The following is a 21437-nucleotide window of genomic DNA, read 5'->3' as shown; positions in this document are numbered from 1 at the left end:
CAGGGTCAGCGCAAAGTGACCTCCGACAACTGGACAGGCCACGGCGCGATGTCTAACTGTCACTTCATGGAAAAGCCGCAGCTTACATTGTACCTCGCCGCCCCTCGCGGGTTCTGTGCCGGTGTCGACCGCGCCATCAAGATCGTCGAAATGGCGATCGATAAATGGGGCGCGCCCGTCTATGTCCGCCACGAGATCGTCCACAACAAATTCGTCGTGGATTCGTTGAAGGACAAAGGCGCGGTCTTTGTTGAAGAGCTGCACGAATGCCCGCCGGACCGTCCGGTGATTTTCTCGGCCCACGGCGTTCCAAAGTCCGTGCCCGCAGACGCCGAGCGCCGGAACATGGTCTATGTCGATGCCACCTGCCCGCTTGTGAGCAAGGTCCATATCGAAGCTTCGCGCCATGCCGAAGAGGGCCTCCAGATCGTCATGATCGGACACGAAGGCCACCCCGAAACCATCGGCACCATGGGTCAGCTGCCCGATGGTGAGGTTCTACTGGTCGAAACCGTCGATGATGTGGCGCAGGTCGAAGTGCGCGATCCGTCGAAGCTGGCGTTTGTCACGCAGACGACGCTTTCCGTCGATGACACCATCGACATCGTTGCCGCGCTGAAAGCCCGCTTCCCTGCGATCGTCGGTCCGCACAAAGAAGACATCTGCTACGCCACCACGAACCGACAGGAAGCCGTGAAAGCCATCGCGCCCCAGTGCGACGCCCTGCTGGTGGTCGGCGCGCCGAATAGCTCCAATTCCAAGCGCCTCGTCGAGGTCGCAGCCAAGAACGGCTGCAACTACGCGCAGTTGGTACAACGTGCGACCGATATCGACTGGCGAGCTATCGAAGGCATCCGCACGATTGGCATCACCGCCGGCGCCTCCGCGCCCGAAGTTCTGATCAACGAAGTCGTGGATGCGTTCAGCGCACACTACGATGTCACGGTCGAACAGGTGGTGACCGCCGAAGAGCATGTCGAATTCAAGGTGCCACGCGTCCTGCGCGTCCCCGCCTGATCCTCTCAAATACAGACCAACAGGATACACTTGTGCCTGAACTCTACGCCTACACAGACGGTGCCTGCAGCGGCAATCCCGGCCCGGGTGGTTGGGGAGCGTTGCTCCAAGCCAAAGATGGCGAGACCGTCGTTAAAGAACGTGAGCTCTGCGGCGGCGAGGCGAATACGACCAATAACCGCATGGAGCTCCTCGCTGCGATCAACGCGCTCGAGTCGCTTTCACGTACCAGCACGATCACCGTCGTGACCGATAGCGCCTACGTCAAAGGCGGCATCACCGAATGGATGTGGGGCTGGAAAAAGCGCGGCTGGAAGACCTCGACCAACAAGCCGGTCAAGAACGAGGATCTATGGAAGCGGCTGGACGAAGCCAATCGTCAGCACAAGGTCACGTGGGAATGGGTCAAAGGCCACGCAGGCCATCCCGAAAACGAACGCGCAGACGAATTGGCCCGTCGGGGCATGGCTCCGTTCAAGGGCTAGGCGACGACTGGAAGTATTCCCAGAACTGCGGCGGCACCATTTTCACCGCCAGCACCACGGCAATACAGCCGAATAGCCAGCCGCCGGGGCGCGTGAAAATCCAGATCAGAAACCAGAACACGAGGCCGAGCGCCATGCGCGGCAGGCCGAGCAGAAAGCCCATCAGATTTTCTCTGGCAGGGTCATCCCGCGCAGGGCGTCTTCGGTGGTCATCGGCTTTTTGCCCGAACGCTGAAGGCGTGTGATCTCCACCGCGCCACCCCCGCAGGCCACAACGAACTCGCTAAGCACCCGACCCGCGTCGCCCTGCCCATTGGCCAGCTTCGAGCCGAGCAGCTTCACGCGCTCACCGTCGATTTCGCACCACGCACCGGGGAATGGGGACAGGCCGCGGATTTTGCGGTCCACGACTTCGGCAGGTTCGCTCCAGTCGATCTTGGCTTCGGCCTTGTCGATCTTGGCAGCGTAGGTCACGCCCTCCTCGGGCTGAACCTGCGGCTCCAGCTGGTCAAGGCGGGAGAGCGCGGCGACGATGGCCTTTGCCCCCATCTCCGACAGCCAGTCATGAAGCTGGCCGGTGGTTTCCTCGGCCCCGATCGCGGTCGCCTGACGAAGCAGAACCGGACCAGTATCGAGACCTGCTTCCATCTGCATGATGCAAACGCCGGTTTCGGTATCGCCTGCCATGATCGCGCGATGGATCGGCGCGGCCCCACGCCAACGCGGCAACAGCGAGGCATGGATGTTCAGGCAGCCGTGCTTTGGCGCATCCAGCAGGCTCTGCGGCAGGATCAGACCGTAAGCCACGACCACAGCCACATCGGCGTTCAGCGCGGCGAAGGCATCAACATCCTCGGCATTCTTGAAATTAACGGGGTGACGGACTTCGAGCCCCAACTCCAGCGCACGGGCGTGGACGGGAGAAGGGCGGTCTTTCTTACCACGACCGGCGGGACGCGGCGGTTGCGAGTAGACCGCAGCAATCTCGTGACCTGCACCGACGAGAGCGTCCAGAACCGGCACCGAGAAGTCCGGCGTACCCATGAAAACAACGCGCATCGTCTTATCCGTTCAGCTTCTTGGCTTTACGCACGAGCATGTCGCGCTTCACCTTGGAAATCCGGTCGAAGTACATCTTGCCGTTCAGGTGGTCGATCTGGTGCTGGACCGAGGTCGCCCAGATGCCGACGAAGTCCTGTTCCTGCTCCTCGCCGTCCACGTTGATAAACTTCACCGTCACGGCGCGCGGGCGCGTGACCTTGGCCGACACGCCCGGCAGGTTCGGAGAGGCTTCTTCGTGATCGCGCGGCTGGACCGATGCGTGCAGGATCTCGGGGTTCGCCATACGAACCGCCTTGCCGCGCTCGTCCGACGCATCCACCACAGCCAGACGGAGCGGAATGCCAAGCTGGACCGCGGCCAGCCCTACGCCGGGCATCGCGTCCATCGCTTCAATCATCTCGTCCCAGATCGCACGGATTTCGTCATTGATCTCAGCCACAGGCTCCGCAGCAGTACGCAGAGCCTTATGCGGCCACATCACATACGGACGGTGCGCCATTAGCCGCGCGCCCTTTCGCGCTTCAGCTTCTGCATCTTACGAGTGATCATCTGGCGCTTGAGCGGCTTCAGATAATCAATGAACAGCACGCCATTGAGGTGGTCGATCTCGTGCTGGACACACGTCGCCCAAAGCTCGTCGAACTCTTCCTCGACGGTCTTGCCGTCCACGTCCTGCCAGCGCACGCGCACCATCTTCGGACGCTCGACTTCGGCGAACTGGTCGGGGATCGACAGACAGCCTTCTTCGTAGACGTTCTTTTCCTCGGACTCCCAGATGACCTCGGGGTTAATCAGAACCATCGGGTTCGGCTTCGCCTCGGGGTCGCGCTGCGCATCCATGACCAGCAGACGGTTCATCACACCGATCTGCGGCGCCGCAAGCCCGATACCGGGCGCGTCGTACATGGTTTCGATCATGTCATCGGCCTGTTTGCGGATTTCCGAGGAAACCTCTGCAATCGGGTCGGCGACCTTTTTGAGGCGCGGGTCCGGATGGATCAGAATAGGGCGTAGGGTCATAGGCGGCATGTAGCGATTTGGCGCTGCTCTCGCAAGAAGTGCTGCATTTGCTATTGCGTATATGGCGCAAGCTGGCGACTTTCCCCGCAATTAATTGATTGGAGACCCAAATGGATTTCGACCGCGAGATTGACCGCATCGGCACGCACAGCGTGAAGTGGGACATGATGGAAGCGATTTACGGCGTACCCGCCGAAGACGGCATCGCCATGTGGGTCGCGGACATGGATTTCGCCGCGCCCGATTGCGTCCAGAAGGTCGTAACCGACATGGCCGATCATGGTGTCTTCGGCTACTTCGGCGATGACCGCGATTACCTGTCGTCAATCCAGTGGTGGATGAAGGAACGCCATGGCTGGGAGGTCGACGCCAAGGCGATCTTTACCACCCACGGCCTCGTCAATGCGGTTGGCCTCTGCGTCGATGCCTATACTGCGCCCGACGACGGCGTTGTGCTGTTCACTCCCGTCTACCACGCCTTCGCCCGCGTCATCAAAGCCGCTGGCCGCCAAGTCGTCGAATGCCCGCTGGTCAACAATGATGGCCGCTACGAGATGGACTTCGCCGCCTACGACGCGCAGATGACCGGCAACGAAAGGATGGTCATCCTCTGCTCGCCGCATAACCCCGGTGGCCGCGTCTGGACGCGTGAGGAACTAGAAGAGGTCGCCGCATTCGCCAAGCGTCACGATCTCGTTCTGGTCTCCGACGAAATCCACCACGACCTGACCATGCCTGGCGCCAAGCATATCGCCATGCCGCATATCGACGGGATCGCGGATCGCCTCGTGATGCTGACGGCCACGACCAAGACGTTCAACATCGCGGGCACCCACTCGGGCAACGTCATCATTCACGATGAAAAGCTGCGCGCCAAGTTCGCAGCCCGCATGGCCGCGCTCGGCATTTCGCCCAATTCTTTCGGTGTCCTGATGGCGACCGCCGCCTACTCGCCCGAAGGTGCCGCTTGGGTCGATGCCCTGCGCGACTACCTCGACGGCAACCGCAAGATCTTCGACGACGGCGTGAACGCGATACCCGGCCTCAAGTCGATGCCGCTGGAATCCACCTATCTCGCGTGGGTCGATTTTTCAGGCACTGGCATGAGCAAAGCCGAATACCGCAAGCGGGTCGAACAGGACGCCCGCATCTGTGTGAACCACGGTGAAACTTTCGGCACCGGCGGCGAGGATTTCCTGCGCTTCAACATCGCCACTCCGCGCGCCCGCGTAGTCGAGGCAGTCGAGCGCCTGCAAAAAGCCTTCGCCGACCTACAATAAGCGAATCGTTCTACGAGAAAGGGCGGCCATCGCCGCCCTTTGATTACATCCGGCTCAGAAGACCGGCAGGAGCTTCCCGCTCCCTTTCGAAATCAACCGCAGGGCCATCGGCCACAGGCGTGTGCCACTTGAATTCGAACACACGCTCGTCCCGTTCCTCGTATGAGGTGACCACAAGCGCTTGGTAGAGGTGGCGCGGGCCGTCATAGATCTGGACATGGCCGCGCAGCTTCGGCGCATCTCCTGCATCCATGCTGAAACCGCCATCCCAAAGCCGGCGGATGCGGAACACGCTGTCCCCGACATGAACGCACAACCGCGACGAGCGACGTTCGGCAGCACGGCGCGCTTCCTCAAGGCCCTTCAGGACTGCTTCAGGCAGAAAATCATTCATGACACCCTCCTCTTAACGAGTCTTAGGATGACGGTGCCACGCGTTAAATCAAGCCTACAAACGGAGTAAATTTCTCCGTTATGTCAGTCAGGTAACAGACGCTTTCTTCTTCGGCCGCAACACGTGCGGACGGGCGGCATCGTATAGCGCGGAGTCCGGGAAACCGTGATCCCCGCCGAGCGCCGGACCAACAAGAATAAGCGCTGTGCGTGTAATCTTGGCCTCACGGATTTTCGGCTGGATGTCCGACAAAGTGCCGCGAATGATCATCTGATCCGGCCAGCCGACACGGTAGACGACAGCCACTGGGCAATCGGCGCCATAGAACGGCGCCAACTGACGCTCGATCTCGCGCAGCGCACGGATACCGAGGTGGATCGCCAGCGTCGCGCCGGTGCGTCCGAAGTTTTCCAGCGTCTCGCCATTCGGCATCGCGGTCGACTTCATCGACATACGGGTCAGCACGATGGACTGGGCGACCTCGGGGATGGTCAGTTCCTGACCCAAAGCAGCCGCAGCTGCGGCATAGGCCGGAACGCCCGGAATGATCTCGTAGTCGATCCCATCCGCTTTCAAACGGCGGATCTGCTCTGCAATCGCACCATAGAGCGACGGATCGCCCGAATGCACACGCGCTACGTTCTGACCAAGCTCATGCGCCGCAACGATCTCCGCATGGGTTTCGTCCAGCGTCATCGGCGCGGTGTCCATCACCTTCGCATCAGCAGGCGCACAGGCGACAACCTGCTCCGGCACCAGCGAACCGGCATAGAGGCACACTGGACACTCCCCGATGATACGGGCAGCTTTGACGGTCATGAGTTCCGGATCACCCGGACCTGCTCCGATAAAAAATACGGTCATAGCGCTATCCTGCCTTTGTGCCTCAAATATCCCGGGGGAGCGGCGTAGCCGCGGGGGCAGCGCCCCCTGCCCGATCACCGCTCAGATCGCCGTCGATCTTCCGTGCGTAACCGCGCGGCGTGTACATCCGCGGTCCTTCGCCGAGCTGCGCCAGCCGCGAATTCGACGAACCAACCAGAACGACGGTCAGCATGTCGACCTCATCCACTTCCAGCTCATCAAGGCGGCGATATCGAACGTGCTCCTGCGGACGACCAAGGTTCGACGCCAGCATCACCGGCGTGTCTGCCGGACGGTGCTGGAGAAGAATATCACGGGCTTCGGCCAGCAGCGTGCGGCGGGTCTTCGAAACCGGATTGTAGAACGCGATGACAAAGTCGCCCTCCGCAGCCTTGTGCAGACGGCGCACGATATCTTCGCGCTTGGTCAGCAGATCCGACAGCGAAATGGTGCAGAAGTCATGACCCAGTGGCGCACCTGCGCGCGCAGCCGCACCTTGCAACGCCGATACACCCGGCGAGCAGACGACTTCGACGCGGCGGGCCGCATCCGTGACACCAAGCTGATCTGGCGAACGGTCAAGCAATTCGAAGGTCAGCGCACCCATCGCATAGATGCCGGCATCGCCCGAACAGACCAGCGCCACGTTGTAGCCTTCGCCCGCACGCTCTAGCGCATAGCGGCAACGGTCTTCCTCGCCTCCCAGCGGGAAATCGCTGCGCTGCTTGCCGTGGCCCAGCGGGCCTAGAAGATCGATATAGAGGCCATAGCCCACTAGCTCGTCGGCATCTGCCACGAGGCGCGACACCTCCGGCGTGCGCCACGTCGCCTGACCCGGCCCGATACCGACGATCGACAGGCGCCCGCGCGCGCGGCCCTTCATCTCGGTGATGGGCGCATCGGCTTTGGCAACAGCGCAGGTGGTGTTTGCAGTCTTGGTCTTCTCGATAACCAGAGCGCCGCCCGAAGCCGCCAGAGCCGCACCTTCGGACACGCCATGGCAACCAACCTCGGCAAAGACCACGTCTGACGGATTCGCGACGTTTTGCTCTTCCAGCTCGGCAGCGGTGAACAGGCGCAGCGGCACGCCAAGGCGTTTGGCGACGGTGTTCATTGCAGGCTCGTCAGCCTTCAGATCAATTGTCGCAACGCAGGCAATCGCACCGTAGGCGATACCTGCATCAGAAAGGCTCTTCTGAACCAGCTCCCAAAGCTCTTCGGCATCCGCATTACGCGCACAACCAACGCCGAGAACGTATTGTTGCGGATGGTAGACCAACTTCTTCGCACCGCCCTCACACGGCGCATCGGTCACAACCAGCTCGACCGCACCGCCGTCGGCATCAATACCAAAAATGTTCTCGCCGGTGACAGTCACACCCTCACCCGCCAGCATCGCAGCCATAGCGGATTTTGCATCGTCGAGGTTCGCGAGGCGGTAGCCCACCGGCGGCACATCAAGCGCGACACTCAGCGCAACATCGCCAGCGGTAGTGATCGCAGCGGTCGCATCCAGTGCCTTCGCGATCTCGCCCGCGAGGCGGTTCGCACCGCGATGCCCGCCGAGCAGCGGAATGACGACAGCGCCGTCATCGCTGACCGAAAGAACCGGCGGCTCGGAACGCTTGTCCGACAGCAACGGAGCCACGGCGCGGATCAGGATTCCCGACGCGCAAACGCCGACAATCGGCACGCCCGCAGCGAACAGATCGCGCGCGTGATCGAGGGCATTGGCGAAATAGGCGTCAGCCAGATCGACACGGCCCTCGCGGCCATGGACTGCGCAATCGAGGGCGGCAGCGACGCGGTGCGCCACTTTCTCGCCCGAGCGCGAAAGCGCCATCACAACCGGTTTCACAGCCATGGGTCGGCTCCCTTCGTCAGCAATATCATAGAAAAGTAAGGCGCGGATTCCGGCGCCTCGGATAGGGGTAGAACGACTTGAGCGTCGAGGCTCGCGCGTTCGATGTATGTGGCCTGCGCCTCAAAACCGAGGTCCACGATCACGCCGCGGATTTTCGCCAGATGGCGTCCGACCTTCATGATGGCGACGCTTTCGGCACCTTCGATACGGGCGCGAAGTTCATCTTCGGGCAGAGGTCCGGGCAGGACCGTCAGGCGTTCGTTGCGTGCCACCAGAGGACGTCCGGCAGCAGCCGCGCAGGCGGTGATCGAGGTCACGCCCGGCACGATCTGCACGTCGAATTTCGGCGAGAGGCGAGCGTAGAGGTACATGAACGAGCCATAGAAGAACGGATCGCCTTCGCACAAGCAGACGACATCCTCGCCAGCTTCCAGCGCCGCCGCGATCTCTGCCGCGCCTTTATCGTAGGCGTCCTGCGCGGGCTTGCGTTCGGTGGTCATGGGCACTTCCATGACGATCTCCTGCACGCCTGCGGGGATCAGGTCTTCGGCGATCGAGCGGGCAAAGCTCGACCCACCGACCAGCGCCGGATAGGCAATGACCTTCGCGTTTTCGATCAGACGCGCCGCGCGCAGGGTCAGCAGATCCGCCGCCCCCGGTCCGAGGCCGACGCCGTAAAGAGTTCCGCTCATCGTTTGATCAGGCTCCATTGAGTGACTGCCATCGCAGGGCGCCATCCGGTCAGACCGCCAACGGGCGAAGCACGCTCGACCGAGATACGGGCCAGATCGCCGCCGTGTTTGGCATAAAGGTCGCGCAGCACCGCTTCGCCTTCGAGCGTGACGGCGTTGCCGACAAAACGACCGAGGGGCTTCAGCGCAGTCCATGCGATGTCAAAGACCTCTTCGCTCACACCGCCGCCGACGAATACCGCATCCGGCGCAGGCAGATCGCCCAGCGCCTCGGGCGAGCGACCGTCGATTAGTTTGAGGCGGGGCGTACCCAGCGTCGCTGCATTCTGCGCAGCAAAAGCGCGCCGCTGTTCTTTGGGTTCGACACCGATGGCCAGCGCATCACGCGCACCGCGCATCCATTCGATCGCAACCGAGCCACTGCCGCAGCCCACGTCCCAAAGGAGCGCGCCGCGCATCGGCATCAACCTGGACAGTGTGATCGCGCGGACTTCCTGTTTCGTCATCGTGCCGTCAGAGACGAAAGCATCGTCCGGCAGACCCATCAACGGCAGGACAAGAGCGTTGTCGCCAGCGATGCACTCGACCGCCATCGTGTTGAAAGCGGGAACTTCATGTCCCCAATCGCTAGCCACACCGTCAAAACGGACCTCGTTTTCGCCACCCATCGCGCCGAGCACTGAAATTCTGGAGGCGCCATAACCACGCTCGGTCAGGAAACCGGCAATCTGTCCGGGCGTTTCGCTGCCGGTGGTCAGGAGGAGCAACCGCGCATTCGGGCGGATGTACGGGATCATCTGCTCGACCGGACGCCCGTGAACCGTGAGCGTCTCGACGTCCGCGAGGCTCCATCCCATGCGGGCAGAGGCAAGCTGGAAGGCAGAAAGCTGCGGATGGAACACGATCTCGTCGTTCGGGATCGACCGACCGATCCGCGCGCCGACCGAATACCAGAGCGGATCGCCCGTCGCGAGGACGACAACATGCTTGCCTTTCAGGCCGCGCAGCACGTCGATCAGCGCGTCGAACGGATGCGGCCAGCTGAGGCGCTCGGCCGCGATGTTCGGCGCAAGCTGATGGTGGCGGTCGCCGCCGATGATGACTTCGGCCGTCTCGACGACTGTCCGGGTCGCGGGCACCAGCCCGTCGAGACCATCTTCGCCAATCCCGACGATATGCAGCCAAGCGGTCATTTATCGAGCTCCGGCAGACCAGCTGCCAATGCGTTGACAGCGGCCGACGCCATTGCCGAGCCGCCCTTGCGACCGCGCAGCGCGACAAAGTCGATGCCACGCGAATTGGCGGCAAGCTCGGCCTTGGATTCCGCAGCGCCGACGAAACCGACAGGGAAGCCGAGGATCACAGCGGGCTTCGGGAAGCCTTCGTCGATCAGTTCCAAGAGGTGGAACAGCGCGGTTGGCGCATTACCGACAGCGACGACAGCGCCTTCGATATGCGGCTCCCAAAGGCGGACAGCAGCGGCGCTGCGGGTATTGCCGATTTCTTGTGCCAACGCCGGAGTACGTTCGTCGTTCAGCGTGACGATCACCTCGTTCTTGGCAGGCAGGTAACGACGGATGATGCCCGCGCCGACCATTTCGCAATCGCACAGCACGGGCTTGCCTGACTGGAGCGCCGCGTGACCGACATTATATGCGTCGGGCGAATAGGCCAGACGGTCCGCGATTTCGACCATACCGCAAGAATGGATCAGACGCGTGACGAGCGGCTGGAGGCTTTCCGGAAACCGGTCGAGCCGCGCTTCCTTGCGGACGGTGGCAAAGCTCTCGCCGTAGATCGCTTTGGGGTCTTTTTCATATGGTCGCATGTCGGTGTCCGTTTCGGGCTTCTTGCAGAAGCCCGAGCCTCCGGCGGAGGTATTTGGGCCAGAGTGAAAGATCAGGATTTGCGCGATTTCAAGGCGCTCTTCGGGCCGAGCGGGTGATCTGCGTGCGGGTATTCCGCATGGTGGTGATCGTGTCCATGGCCGTGGTCGTGTTCATGGTGGTGGTGATGGTGACCGTGGTCATGATCGTGATGGTGGTGACCATGGTCGCCATGGTGATGGTGGTGATGACCATGCGCTTCTTGCAGACGGCAGAGGCCGGTGCAGAAGGTGTCGCACAGCGTACAATCCGCCACGTTCGAACCAGGAGCCGATGCGCCCTGCCCTTCGACGTGGTGGTGGTGGCTTTCCTGCACCGCGCCGACTTCGTTCTCGAAACCGACAAGCTGCGTGCGGTATTTACACAGCACACAGGTCGGCGGAGGCACATCGCCCGCAGCGGGGTGGCCCGATGCTTTGAGCGCGGCGAGGCGCTCTTCGGGCTTGATGTGGATATGTTCGCCGCCTTCAAGTGCCAGTACCTGCTCGCGGAACGGGCAGATGCCGCAATTAGGAACGGGGGTGTCGCCAGCCTGTTCCTTCACGCGCTCGGCGAAGGTTTCGAGCACCTTCGGATGGTCATTCAGGTAACCGGCTTTGATGAACTGGATATCGCCATGTTCAGCGGCGACCTGATCGGTGAATCCGTAGATGCGGTCGATCAGGATGCCCGTGAAGAGGAAATATGGGAACACGACGACACGCTTGTAGCCGAGCTTTGCCACGTGCTGCAGCGTCGGCTCGACCAGCGGGAAGGTAACGCCCGAATAACCAACCTCGCACCAGCCGAAACCCATACCTTCCCAGAGGAGACGCGCGATCTTGGCGACGTTGGCGTTGGCGTCGGGGTCCGATGCGCCGCGTCCGATCACGACGAGGCAGGTTTCGTGCAGCGGCACGTCACCATGTTCGGCGTTCGCGCTGGCGACGGCTTCTTGAACGCGCTCGGCGGCGGCGGCGATCATCTTGGGATCAACGCCCAGTTCGCGGCCGTATTTCACGTCGATACCGTGCTTGGCGGCATAGGTGTTCAGAACGGTCGGGATATCGTTCTTGGAGTGCATCGCAGCAAACAGCATTCCCGGCACGGCGAGGATACGCTCGCAGCCCGCTTCGCGCAGCTTGTCGAGGCCGTCGCGGATCACGGGGTTCGCGAATTCGAGATAACCGTAATCGATCATCCAATCCGCGGGCAGATACGCCGGCAGCTTTTCAGCCAATACTTTGAATTCATCTACGGCCGACTGGCTCCGCGAGCCGTGTCCGCAAATCATTACACCGGTTTTCATATCGGGCCTCCGTTCCGTCCATGACCAGAAGCCCGCCTTGGCGGTGGTGCGACGACGTGGGCTTTCGTCCCCGTTCGGGTCGACGTCCGCGCCACCACCTTTCCGGCCGAGTTGGCTTCGTCTGGCGTGGTCTACAGGGGCCGGAGCACCTTAGCAAACAATGAAACGCCGCAGGCGGGTTCATTTGCGACCTGTGCGACAGCGCATGGAACATGCGCGACCACCGTTCTTGCGTGCGATCACGAACACGCTAACTAATCCCGCAACACCAAAGGAGCGGATAATGGGCTTTCTCAAAGACGGCGAATGGCACGACAAGTGGTACGACACCGAGTCGCACGGCGGTAAATTTGTACGATCCACGGCCGCTTTCCGGAACTGGGTCACGGCTGACGGCTCGGCTGGTCCGACCGGAGAGGCTGGCTATAAGGCCGAGAGCGGCCGCTATCACCTCTACGTCTCCTACGCATGTCCTTGGGCGCACCGCACATTGGTCTTCCGCGCCATCAAGGGGCTTGAGGATCATATCGACATCTCGGTCGTCCATCCTCACATGCTGTCTGACGGATGGACGTTCGAGAGTGATTTCGACGGCGCGACCGGCGACACCCAGTTCGGCCTGCCGTTCATGCGTGACATATACACCAAGGCGGTGCCTGACGTATCGGGCCGCGTGACGGTGCCTGTGCTCTGGGACAAGAAGACCGGCACGATCGTGTCAAACGAAAGCTCCGAGATTATCCGCATGTTCAACTCGGCCTTCAATGGCATCACCAGCAACGATGATGACTATTGGCCCGAAGAGCTGCGCGACCGCATCGAAGAGATCAACGAGCGCGTCTACAACACCGTGAACAACGGCGTTTACAAGTCCGGCTTCGCGACCTCGCAAGAAGCCTACGACGAAGCCGTAGGCCCGCTTTTCGACAGTCTCGACTGGATCGAAGGCATCCTTGCCGAGAACCGCTACCTCACTGGCGACAAGATGACCGAAGCCGACTGGCGACTGTGGACTACGCTGGCCCGCTTTGATCTGGTCTATCACGGCCACTTCAAGTGCAACCGCCGCAAGCTGATCGAATACCCGAACATCTGGGCCTACACCCGCGAGCTCTATCAGGTGCCGGGCGTGGCAGAGACCACCCACTTCGATCACATTACGCACCACTACCACTACAGCCACGACATGATTAACCCGCACCGGATCATTCCGGTTGGCCCTGATCTGGACTGGAACGAGCCGCACGGTCGCGGATGATCCATCCGCCGTCGTTTGGACGGCATCGCTAGGCGCATCGTCTGCCTTACTCTTGTTTTGCCGCTCCGGATCGGGTTGATACGGGGCGCGCAGACAAGGAAAGACGACATGACGAGCTGGATTACCATTTGCGAAGGCTGCAAAACCGATGACTGGGCCGAAAAGGGCATCGAGGTCACGGATGGCGCCATGCTGGCCGACAAGATCGAAGCCGCAGCAGACGGAACCGGCCTGAAGACCCGCCGCGTGTCGTGCACCATGGGATGTGAGCGGTCCTGCAACATCATCGTTCAGGGGAAGGACAAGATCGGCTACTCGCTCGGTAAATTCGAGCCGACCGTTGAAGCCGCCGAAGCCATCGTCGAATACGCCAAAATGCACAGCGAGAGCGAAAGCGGTCAGGTGCCGTTCCGCCAGTGGCCGCTGGGCGTCAAAGGCCACTTCGTCTCCCGTCACCTTCCCCTGCCGGAGGCCGATTGATGGCCCGTGACCATGGCGGCGGTGTCGATGCGGCTGTCGCCCGTTGGGGCGGCACGCGTGACGGCTGGCTGGACCTGTCCACCGGCATCAACCCTGTGCCCTATCCCGTCGGCGAAATCTCCGCGCTTGCGTGGAACACTCTGCCCGACACCGGGGCCATGGAGCGTCTCATCGCCGCCGCCCGGTCGTTCTGGAATGTGCCCGAAGGTTGCGCGATCCTACCCGCCAACGGTGCCTCCGCGCTGATCTCCCGCCTGCCCGAAATTACAGGTTGCGGCGCTTACATCCCCGCGCCGACTTACAACGAATACAAAGCTGCATTTGAAGGCGCAGACAAACTCGGTGATGGGTCGAAAGCTTCGGGCACGCACATCTACGTCCACCCGAACAACCCCGACGGCAAGCTCTGGCCTGCGTCGGTGACGGAAGGCAACGCGCTAACCGTGATCGACGAGAGCTTCTGCGACGTCTGCCCCGAGCAGTCCCACGTCCACCTCGCCGCCAACGAGGGCGTCGTGGTGCTGAAAAGCTTCGGCAAGTTCTGGGGCCTTGCAGGGCTGCGACTCGGCTTCATGATTGGGCACCCAGAACTGATCGCCAAGATGAAGGCCCTCCAAGAGCCATGGTCCGTCAACGGCCCCGCACTGGAGATCGGCGCGCGCGCTCTGACCGACCACAAATGGGCTAACGACACCCGCGCACGGCTGGCGCAGGACGCCGACCGTCTGGACGCCCTGATGACGGGCAAAGGCGCGAAGGTCGTTGGCGGCACCACGTTGTTCCGCCTTTATGAGGTCGACGATGCCGCAACATGGCAGGACGAGCTGGCGCAGGGCCATGTCTGGTCCCGCATCTTCCCCTATTCCAAAACCTGGCTTCGCCTTGGTCTGCCCGCACCCGACGGCTGGAGCCAACTGGAGGCCGCGCTGTGAGTGTCGTCCTCGCGATGCTGCTGGATGCTTGGCTGGGCGAGCCGAAGTGGCTCTGGAACCGCTTTCCGCATCCCGCTGTGCTGATGGGCCGCTGTGTCGGCTTCATCGACGATACGTTCAACAACGGCTCCCACCGCAAGGACAAAGGCATCGCCTCCTTCGCTGTGCTGGTCGCACTTTTCGGGCTACTAGGCGTCGTCCTACAGGCGCTCCCATGGATCTGGGCCGAGATCATTGTCGGCGCTATGCTCCTCGCGCAGAAGTCGCTGGTCGAGCATGTGCAGGACGTCGCACGCGCGCTGCGTCATTCGGTCCCCGAAGGCCGCAAGTCGGTCGCCATGATCGTGGGCCGCGATACCTCGGACATGGACGAACCCGCCGTTGCCCGCGCCGCAATCGAAAGCGCGGCAGAGAATTTCAGCGACGGCATCATCGCCCCGCTGTTCTGGTTCATCGTCGGCGGATTGCCTGGATTGCTGGTCTACAAGATCACAAATACGGCAGATAGCATGATCGGCTACCGCACACCAAAGCACGAACAATTCGGCTGGGCAGCAGCGCGTTTCGACGATCTGCTGAACCTGATCCCTGCCCGCCTGACCGCGCTGCTGTTCGTCGCGACACGCCCCGACCTTTGGTCGTTCCGCGATATTTACGACGACGCCAAACTCCACCGCAGCCCCAACGCAGGCTGGCCCGAAGCGGCGTTTTCCCGCGTCCTCGGCCTCGCGCTATCGGGCCCCCGCGCCTACCACGGCGAGATGCGCCAGTACCCTTGGGTCAACGCCAAAGGCAGCAAACTCGCAGGGCCCAAGGATATCGACCGTGCGGTGCGCCAACTGTGGATTGCTTGGGGTATCGCACTCGGCGCGGCTCTGCTGATTTCCATTTTCTGAGGTTGCGCCGTTCCCCCTGCGCGCTACGCTCTGTCCAAGTCATTAGGAGGACACATGCGTATTCCCCTCACCCTCGCCGCGATCTGTCTGGCGGGCTCCGTTTCGGCCCAGCAGTGCGGCGGCACCTTTTCGAGCTTCGTCAACGATATGAAATCCGAGGCGATGTCGCGCGGTTTCGACGCCAACACCGTGAACAACTTCTTCGCCAACGTGAGCCAGAGCGACGCCGTGCTCCGCGCCGACCGCGCGCAGGGCGTGTTCCAGAAGGACTTTATCGAGTTCTCACGCAACCTCATTTCGCAAAACCGCGTGAACAACGCCGCCACTTATGGGCAGCGCTACGCCGCAACCTTCGACCGGATCGAGCGTGAATACGGCATCTCCAAAGGCGTGCTTCTGGCGTTCTGGGCGTTCGAGACCGACTTCGGTCAGGTGCAGGGCAACTTCAACACGTTGAACGCTCTGGTCACGCTGGCGCATGACTGCCGCCGCCCCGAACTGTTCCGTCCGCAGGTCTTTGCCGCACTCGAACTCTATCGCCGCGGCGACTTCAGCCCAACGAACACAACCGGTGCTTGGGCAGGTGAAATCGGTCAGGTGCAGATGCTGCCCGAAGACATCATCGCCAACGGTCGTGATGGCGATGGCGACGGTCACGTCGATCTGAAAGGCTCGCCCGAGGATGCGCTGATGTCTGGCGCCTCGATGCTGTCGTCCCTCGGCTGGCGCCCGAACGAACCCTGGCTGCAAGAAGTCACCCTGCCATCGAACCTCGACTGGTCACTCACAGGTCTGAACCACGAAATGAGCGGTGCCGAATGGGCCAGCCTTGGCGTTCAGCCACGCACGGGCCAGATCGCGAACCTGCCTGCGTCGGTCCTGCTGCCGATGGGCCGCAACGGACCTGCGTTCCTCGCCTATCCGAACTTCCACGTCTATTTCGAGTGGAACAAGTCGATGGTTTACGTGACCACCGCCGCTTACTTCGGCACGCGGATCATGGGCGCACCAGCTTACAACGCGGGCAATCCCACTCCAGCCCTGTCCGGCGAAGAGGTCATGTCGCTCCAGCGCAAGCTTCAGGCGCGGGGCCATGACGTCGGCGGTGTTGACGGTATCGTCGGTGAAATGACGCGCGAGGCCGTGCAGACCGAACAAGAGCGCCTCGGTATGCCAGCCGACGCTTGGCCAACGCGGGAACTGTTGAACAGCCTGTAATGACTTGGGGAATTGCGACCACGATCAAAGCGCCGGTGGCAGAGGTGGAGGCATGGGTTGCCCATCACCTCGCCCTCAAACCTGCGCAGATCTGGTTGCATTTCGACGATCCCGACGACCCCGCTGCTGATGCGGTCGACGGGATCAAGGGCCTGACGGTCATCCGCTGCGATGCGTCCCACTGGGAGGCACGCGGTGGGCGGCCGATCAAGATCGAGGGCCGCCAGACCCGCAACGCCCAAAGCATCTACGACCGCGGCGAAGTCGATTGGCTCGCCCACATGGACGGCGACGAATTCATCTATCCGAGCGAGCCTGTCGCAGCTGTCCTTGACCGTGCGGATGACGCGTCGCCCGTTGTCAGAATGCGCCCATGGGAGGCCATCCATTCCCCGAAAAACGGCGGTGTTTTCGACGCGCATCTGTTCCGCGCGCCGATCCTCTGGAAAGAGCAGCGCGAGCTCTTCTATGCCGTGTTCGAGGATTACGCGCCAATTATGAAACGCGGGAGCCTCAGCCATTCGGTAGGGAAATCGTTCTATCGCAAAGGCATCGAGGGGCTGGAGGTCCGTATCCACACCGCCCTGATCGACGGCAAGCGAGTGAAGGGATACCCCTTTACCGAGGAGATGCCGCTGCTGCATTTCCACGCGCACGATCCAGCGGATTGGAAGGCAAGGCTCCCCGGCCGCGCCAAAACAGGCGCGTATCTTGGCGTGCCGGAGTTGCTCCAAATCCTGTCGGAAGCGAGCGCAGACGAGCTCGACCACTTCTACCAGACAGTCGCAGCGATGGACGTGGACAAGGTGTCGATCTGTATGGATCGCGGGTTACTGAAAGATATCGACCTCGACCTGCCGACCAAGGTTGCCGCGATGCGGCTTTATGCGACCATCGCCTCTGCGCGTTTAAGGTCGACCGAAACAAGCTGACTGACGCCCTGCTCGGCCATCGTTACACCGAACAGACGGTCCATGCGGGCCATCGTCACCGCGTGGTGCGTGATGGTCAGGAAGCGGGTCTGCGTGCGGCGCGTCATCTCGTCCAGCATATCGCAGAAACGGGTCACATTGGCATCGTCGAGCGGCGCGTCGACCTCGTCCAGCACACAGATCGGGGCGGGGTTCGCGAGGAACACACCAAAGATCAGCGCCAGCGCGGTCAGGGTCTGCTCGCCGCCCGACAGCAGCGAAAGCGTCGATAGTTTCTTGCCCGGCGGCTGGCACATGATCTCGAGACCGGCTTCGAGCGGGTCGTCGGACTCCACCAGAACCAGCTTCGCTTCACCGCCGCCGAACAGGTGGCGGAACAGGTTGGAGAAGTTCTCGTTCACCTGCTCGAACGCGGTCAAAAGGCGCTCGCGACCTTCCTTGTTCAGACCGAAAATCCCCTGACGCAGAGCCTTGATCGCCTCTTCGAGGTCGGCCTTTTCGCCGACCAGTGTATCATGCTCGGTCTGCACCTCGACCGCGTCCTCTTCGGCCCGCAGATTCACGGCGCCGAGAGCATCGCGCTGGCGCTTATAAGCGTTCACTTGAGACTCTAATTCGTGGGAATTCGGGATTTCCTCAAGCGTCATGTCCAGCGTTTCGAACAGCTTCTCCGGCGTGGTTTCCAGATCCTCGCGGATACGTTCAGCGGCTGCATGGACCGTCTCGCGGGCGGCCTCGTTGCGGGCGTCGGCGCGGGCACGGGCCTCGCGGGCTTCGGACGCAAGTCGTTCGGAGTCCCGTTCGGCAAACTGGGCGTCACGCAGACCAGTCTCTGCATCGGCAAGCTTGTCGGCGGCCTCGCTCCGGCGCTCTTCAGCCTCGGCAATGGCGTCCATCAGTTCGTCGCGCTTCTCGGCGATCTCTTCGGGCTGCGCGGCAGCTTCATAGAGCTCCTCTTCGCTCTCGACCTTGCGGTCCTCAAGCTCCTGCGTCCGCTTCGATGCGGTGTCGAGTCGGTGCCGCCAACCACTGATTTCCTTAGTGATCTCTTGTAGGCGCTTGGTCCGCGCATCGCCCTCGCGGCGCACTTCGTCGGCGGCTGCGCGGCGGGTCATCATGGTCATTCGCGCGGCTTCGACCATCATCTTGAGGTCTTCGATACCAGAGCGCGCATCATCGAGGTCGGCCAGATCGCCTGACTGACGCTCTGCCTCGACCATTGCGCGGCGGGCATCGTTGGCCTCTTCCTGATGGCGCTGCAGAGCCAACTGCGAGGTCTCGCGCTTGCCCTCGGCGAGGTTGCGGTCAGCCTCGGCACGCGATAAAGCGCGGCCTGCATCAGCCACCTGTTGGTCGGCATTGCGGCGGGCCATACGGGCCATCTGGTCGGCTTGCGTCAGATCGCTCAGGCGCGCGACCAGCGCTTCGTGCGACTCGCGTGCATCCTCGGCGCGTTCCTCGGCGGTTTCGAGGTTTTCGCGCAAGCTGCTCAGGCGGTTGATCTGCTGAAGACGTAGTGCGGCTGCCGAAGGCGCATCCTCCGCACCGGCGCGGAAACCGTCCCAACGCCAGAGGTCGCCTTCGACACTGACGAGGCGCTGACCAGGCAGCAGTTGGTCCTGAAGGCGTGCACCATCCGCTTGGGCTACCAGCCCGACCTGCGCGATGCGGCGGGCCAGAACGGCGGGAACATCGACCACTTCGGCCAGCGGTTGCACTCCAGCGGGAAGCGGCTGCGGGTTCGCATAGGCGCTCAGCTCGGCCCAACCCGACACTTTGTCAGCGGTGATGGCAGGCGCGCGGAGGTCATCAGCCAACGACGCGCCCAGCGCTTTTTCATAGCCAGAACGCACGGTGAGCAGATCGAGCACCTGCCCGTCGCCGCCACTTTCGCGCTCCACCAGCTTGGCCAGACCGGCAACCTCAGCACGCAGCGCATTGGCTTCGCCTTCGGCCGAGGACCGGAGCGCTCGTGCATCCGCTTCGCGTTGCTGAATGTCGGCACGCGCTGCTTCAGCTTCGGCGAGGGTTTCTTCGGCACGTTCGGCGGTGGCCTGCGCGACTTCCTCGGCTTCGGTCGCCGCTTCGAAATCAGACTCAGCCTTGGCCAGCGCAGCCTCCGCATCGACAAGCGCAGCCTTGGCGCGCTCTGCATCGGCGTCAGCTTTGGCCAGCGTCTTACGGCAGTCTTCGATCAGGCGCTGCGTCGATTGGTGACGTGCAGCAAGGCGGGCAACATCTTCGGTCCGTTCTGACAGCTCAGCCTCGCGCTCCTGCATGACGGACGCAGCATCGCGGGCGGCCTCCTGAGCGATCTCGAACCGCTCGGGTTGGCCCTCGTTGGCCTTGGCGATCTCGCGCTGCTCCCACTCAAGGCGATCAATGGTTTCGACAGCATCCGTGTTCAGCCCAGCCTCGCGCTCCATGTCGCGGGCAAGCTGGTCGATGCGGTTTTTCAGCGTCTGGATACGTTCGAGTGCGCGTTGCTCCTGTTCTTTGAGCGAGTCGCGCTGAACCTGAAGACGTTGCAGCACGGCACCGGCAATCGCTTCTTCCTCGCGGACCTTCGGCATTCCGTCCTCGTATTTCACGCGGGCGGCAGTGGCGGCACGGGCAGCGCTTTCGGCCTGCGAAGCAGAGACAGTTTGTTCGCGCAGCGCGGCAACAGCGGCAAGGCGGGCATCCTCGGCCTCTTTCCAGCGGCGGTAGAGGAGCATCCCTTCCGACTTGCGAAGGTTCTCGCCGATCTCGCGGTAGCGGGCGGCCTGACGGGCCTGACGGGCGAGTTGCTGAAGCTGGTTCGCCAGCTGTTCGACCACATCATCGACACGTTCGAGGTTTTGCTCCGCCGCTTTCAGCTTCAGTTCTGCTTCGTGACGTCGCTGATAGAGGCCCGAGATACCGGCGGCCTCTTCGAGGATGCGGCGGCGGGCCTTGGGCTTGGCGTTGATGAGTTCGGAGATCTGGCCCTGACGAACAAGCGCGGGCGAGTGCGCACCGGTGGACGCATCTGCAAACAGCATCTGCACGTCACGAGCGCGGACTTCCTTGGTGCCGACCTTGTAGGCCGAGCCAATATCACGCGTGATACGGCGCACGATTTCGAGATTGTCCTGATCGTTGAACGCAGCGGGCGCGAGGCGGTCCGCGTTATCGATGACCAGCGCGACCTCGGCAAAGTTGCGGGCGGGACGCTTGGTGGTTCCGGCGAAGATCACGTCTTCCATACCGCCGCCGCGCATCGCCTTAGGGCGGTTTTCACCCATGACCCAGCGCAGTGCCTCAAGGAGGTTCGACTTTCCGCACCCGTTCGGCCCGACCACACCGGTCAGACCTTCGGCAATCACCAGCTCTGTCGGGTCGACAAAGCTTTTGAAACCGTTGAGCCGCAGTTTGTTGAACTTCACGTGGTCACCTAACTGATTCCGTTACACTCAAGTTGGACGGCAGATCGGCGGCGAGTCAACGAAACTGCCCACAATCTGCTATCCGCACCCCACTTATCCACAATATATCGACAGAATTACGGCCTGAACGCAGGCAGCTTTGGTGCATTCATACCGCCGTTCCTGCGCGCGATGCTGTCGCAATCCGCCTTGACGCCCCAGCAAAACAAAGCGCACAAAGACGCCGCACGGTGCCTCTTCCGTGGTGCAAAGCATCCGAGGATAACCGGGAATGCGGTAAGGCCGGATCCCCTCCGGAAGGCCAAATCCGCAGCCGCCCCCGCGACTGTATGCGGAGAGCGTTTTCCACTCCGCCACTGGGTCCGCTCGGGAAGGCAGGAAAACGCCTTGACCCGCGAGCCAGGAGACCGACCGCGCCGGATATAACCATGCCGTCGGGTGTGACGGACGATGAAAGAGAGA

General features: G+C 62.1%; 21 protein-coding genes and 1 riboswitch. Of the genes, 9 read left to right on the top strand and 12 right to left on the bottom strand.

From position 1 onward, the window contains the following. Positions 1 to 66 precede the first annotated feature (66 nt). Positions 67 to 1017 carry a 4-hydroxy-3-methylbut-2-enyl diphosphate reductase gene (ispH, locus tag IF204_RS15030; RefSeq protein ID WP_194098250.1) on the top strand — a complete coding sequence of 317 codons (951 nt, stop codon included), beginning with the start codon at positions 67 to 69 and terminating at the stop codon, positions 1015 to 1017. A 32-nt stretch (positions 1018 to 1049) separates the two neighbouring features. Then, a complete protein-coding gene (gene rnhA, locus IF204_RS15025; RefSeq protein WP_194097887.1) occupies positions 1050 to 1502 on the top strand; it encodes a ribonuclease HI in 453 nt (150 codons plus the stop codon). Here rnhA and IF204_RS15020 read toward each other — a convergent pair. Genes IF204_RS15020 through def (IF204_RS15005) form a run of 4 tightly spaced genes read right to left on the bottom strand, consistent with a single transcriptional unit; the run spans position 1492 to position 3584 of the window. Then, the gene (locus IF204_RS15020; RefSeq protein WP_194097886.1) at positions 1492 to 1665 is read right to left on the bottom strand and encodes a hypothetical protein; all 174 of its coding nucleotides are present in this window, start codon (positions 1663 to 1665) and stop codon (positions 1492 to 1494) included. The two genes, rnhA and IF204_RS15020, sit on opposite strands and share 11 nt — an antisense overlap. Then, positions 1665 to 2561 (bottom strand): methionyl-tRNA formyltransferase, encoded by an 897-nt coding sequence (gene fmt / locus IF204_RS15015; RefSeq protein ID WP_194097885.1) that lies wholly within the window; start codon positions 2559 to 2561, stop codon positions 1665 to 1667. Before fmt ends, IF204_RS15020 begins: the two co-directional genes overlap by 1 nt. A gap of 4 nt (positions 2562 to 2565) precedes the next feature. Next, a complete protein-coding gene (def, locus tag IF204_RS15010; protein ID WP_194097884.1) occupies positions 2566 to 3063 on the bottom strand; it encodes a peptide deformylase in 498 nt (165 codons plus the stop codon). Then, positions 3063 to 3584 carry a peptide deformylase gene (def, locus tag IF204_RS15005; RefSeq protein WP_194097883.1) on the bottom strand — a complete coding sequence of 174 codons (522 nt, stop codon included), beginning with the start codon at positions 3582 to 3584 and terminating at the stop codon, positions 3063 to 3065. Before def (IF204_RS15005) ends, def (IF204_RS15010) begins: the two co-directional genes overlap by 1 nt. A gap of 110 nt (positions 3585 to 3694) precedes the next feature. Here def (IF204_RS15005) and IF204_RS15000 point away from each other — a divergent pair, with 110 nt between their 5' ends. Next, on the top strand, positions 3695 to 4864 hold the full coding sequence (locus tag IF204_RS15000) for a MalY/PatB family protein (protein WP_194097882.1): 1170 nt from the start codon (positions 3695 to 3697) through the stop codon (positions 4862 to 4864). Between the two features lie 43 nt (positions 4865 to 4907). Here the strand turns inward: IF204_RS15000 and IF204_RS14995 are convergent, their stop codons facing one another. From IF204_RS14995 to IF204_RS14965, 7 genes are all read right to left on the bottom strand, one after another. Beyond that, positions 4908 to 5258, bottom strand: a complete 351-nt coding sequence (locus IF204_RS14995; protein ID WP_194097881.1) for a hypothetical protein — start codon at positions 5256 to 5258, stop codon at positions 4908 to 4910. A gap of 87 nt (positions 5259 to 5345) precedes the next feature. Further along, positions 5346 to 6122 carry a precorrin-4 C(11)-methyltransferase gene (gene cobM / locus IF204_RS14990; protein ID WP_194097880.1) on the bottom strand — a complete coding sequence of 259 codons (777 nt, stop codon included), beginning with the start codon at positions 6120 to 6122 and terminating at the stop codon, positions 5346 to 5348. Positions 6123 to 6144: 22 nt separating this feature from the next. Continuing rightward, positions 6145 to 7986, bottom strand: coding sequence for a precorrin-3B C(17)-methyltransferase (gene cobJ / locus IF204_RS14985; RefSeq protein ID WP_194097879.1), 1842 nt, complete (start codon positions 7984 to 7986; stop codon positions 6145 to 6147). Further along, entirely contained in the window at positions 7977 to 8678 is a 702-nt protein-coding gene (gene cobI, locus IF204_RS14980) for a precorrin-2 C(20)-methyltransferase (RefSeq protein ID WP_194097878.1), read from the bottom strand. The genes cobJ and cobI overlap by 10 nt, the downstream gene beginning before the upstream one ends. After that, complete coding sequence (gene cbiE, locus IF204_RS14975; protein ID WP_194097877.1) at positions 8675 to 9871, bottom strand: precorrin-6y C5,15-methyltransferase (decarboxylating) subunit CbiE; 1197 nt, start codon at positions 9869 to 9871, stop codon at positions 8675 to 8677. Before cbiE ends, cobI begins: the two co-directional genes overlap by 4 nt. Further along, positions 9868 to 10506 (bottom strand): precorrin-8X methylmutase, encoded by a 639-nt coding sequence (locus IF204_RS14970; protein ID WP_194097876.1) that lies wholly within the window; start codon positions 10504 to 10506, stop codon positions 9868 to 9870. Before IF204_RS14970 ends, cbiE begins: the two co-directional genes overlap by 4 nt. Positions 10507 to 10577: 71 nt before the next feature. Beyond that, positions 10578 to 11852: a sirohydrochlorin chelatase gene (locus tag IF204_RS14965; RefSeq protein ID WP_194097875.1), complete on the bottom strand. Its 1275-nt coding sequence runs from the start codon at positions 11850 to 11852 to the stop codon at positions 10578 to 10580. 283 nt (positions 11853 to 12135) lie between these two features. Here IF204_RS14965 and IF204_RS14960 point away from each other — a divergent pair, with 283 nt between their 5' ends. From IF204_RS14960 to IF204_RS14935, 6 genes are all read left to right on the top strand, one after another. Then, positions 12136 to 13110, top strand: coding sequence for a glutathione S-transferase family protein (locus IF204_RS14960; RefSeq protein ID WP_194097874.1), 975 nt, complete (start codon positions 12136 to 12138; stop codon positions 13108 to 13110). Positions 13111 to 13218: 108 nt separating this feature from the next. Continuing rightward, a complete protein-coding gene (locus IF204_RS14955) occupies positions 13219 to 13590 on the top strand; it encodes a DUF1636 family protein (RefSeq protein ID WP_194097873.1) in 372 nt (123 codons plus the stop codon). Continuing rightward, entirely contained in the window at positions 13590 to 14522 is a 933-nt protein-coding gene (locus IF204_RS14950; RefSeq protein ID WP_194097872.1) for a threonine-phosphate decarboxylase, read from the top strand. Before IF204_RS14955 ends, IF204_RS14950 begins: the two co-directional genes overlap by 1 nt. Next, a complete protein-coding gene (gene cbiB / locus IF204_RS14945; protein WP_322743295.1) occupies positions 14519 to 15418 on the top strand; it encodes an adenosylcobinamide-phosphate synthase CbiB in 900 nt (299 codons plus the stop codon). Before IF204_RS14950 ends, cbiB begins: the two co-directional genes overlap by 4 nt. 54 nt (positions 15419 to 15472) lie before the next feature. Beyond that, a complete protein-coding gene (locus IF204_RS14940) occupies positions 15473 to 16636 on the top strand; it encodes a lytic murein transglycosylase (RefSeq protein WP_194097871.1) in 1164 nt (387 codons plus the stop codon). After that, a complete protein-coding gene (locus IF204_RS14935; RefSeq protein ID WP_194097870.1) occupies positions 16636 to 17568 on the top strand; it encodes a glycosyltransferase family 2 protein in 933 nt (310 codons plus the stop codon). Before IF204_RS14940 ends, IF204_RS14935 begins: the two co-directional genes overlap by 1 nt. On the opposite strand, the gene smc is transcribed toward IF204_RS14935, so the two are convergent. Beyond that, on the bottom strand, positions 17520 to 20975 hold the full coding sequence (gene smc, locus IF204_RS14930) for a chromosome segregation protein SMC (RefSeq protein WP_194097869.1): 3456 nt from the start codon (positions 20973 to 20975) through the stop codon (positions 17520 to 17522). The two genes, IF204_RS14935 and smc, sit on opposite strands and share 49 nt — an antisense overlap. 211 nt (positions 20976 to 21186) lie before the next feature. Beyond that, positions 21187 to 21405, top strand: a riboswitch (cobalamin riboswitch). Positions 21406 to 21437 lie beyond the last annotated feature (32 nt).

This window comes from Marivivens aquimaris, assembly GCF_015220045.1.
GTDB classification, from domain to species: domain Bacteria; phylum Pseudomonadota; class Alphaproteobacteria; order Rhodobacterales; family Rhodobacteraceae; genus Marivivens; species Marivivens aquimaris.
The sequence above is the reverse complement of the archived record's forward strand: the minus strand, read 5'-3'. Positions and strand labels throughout refer to the sequence as shown.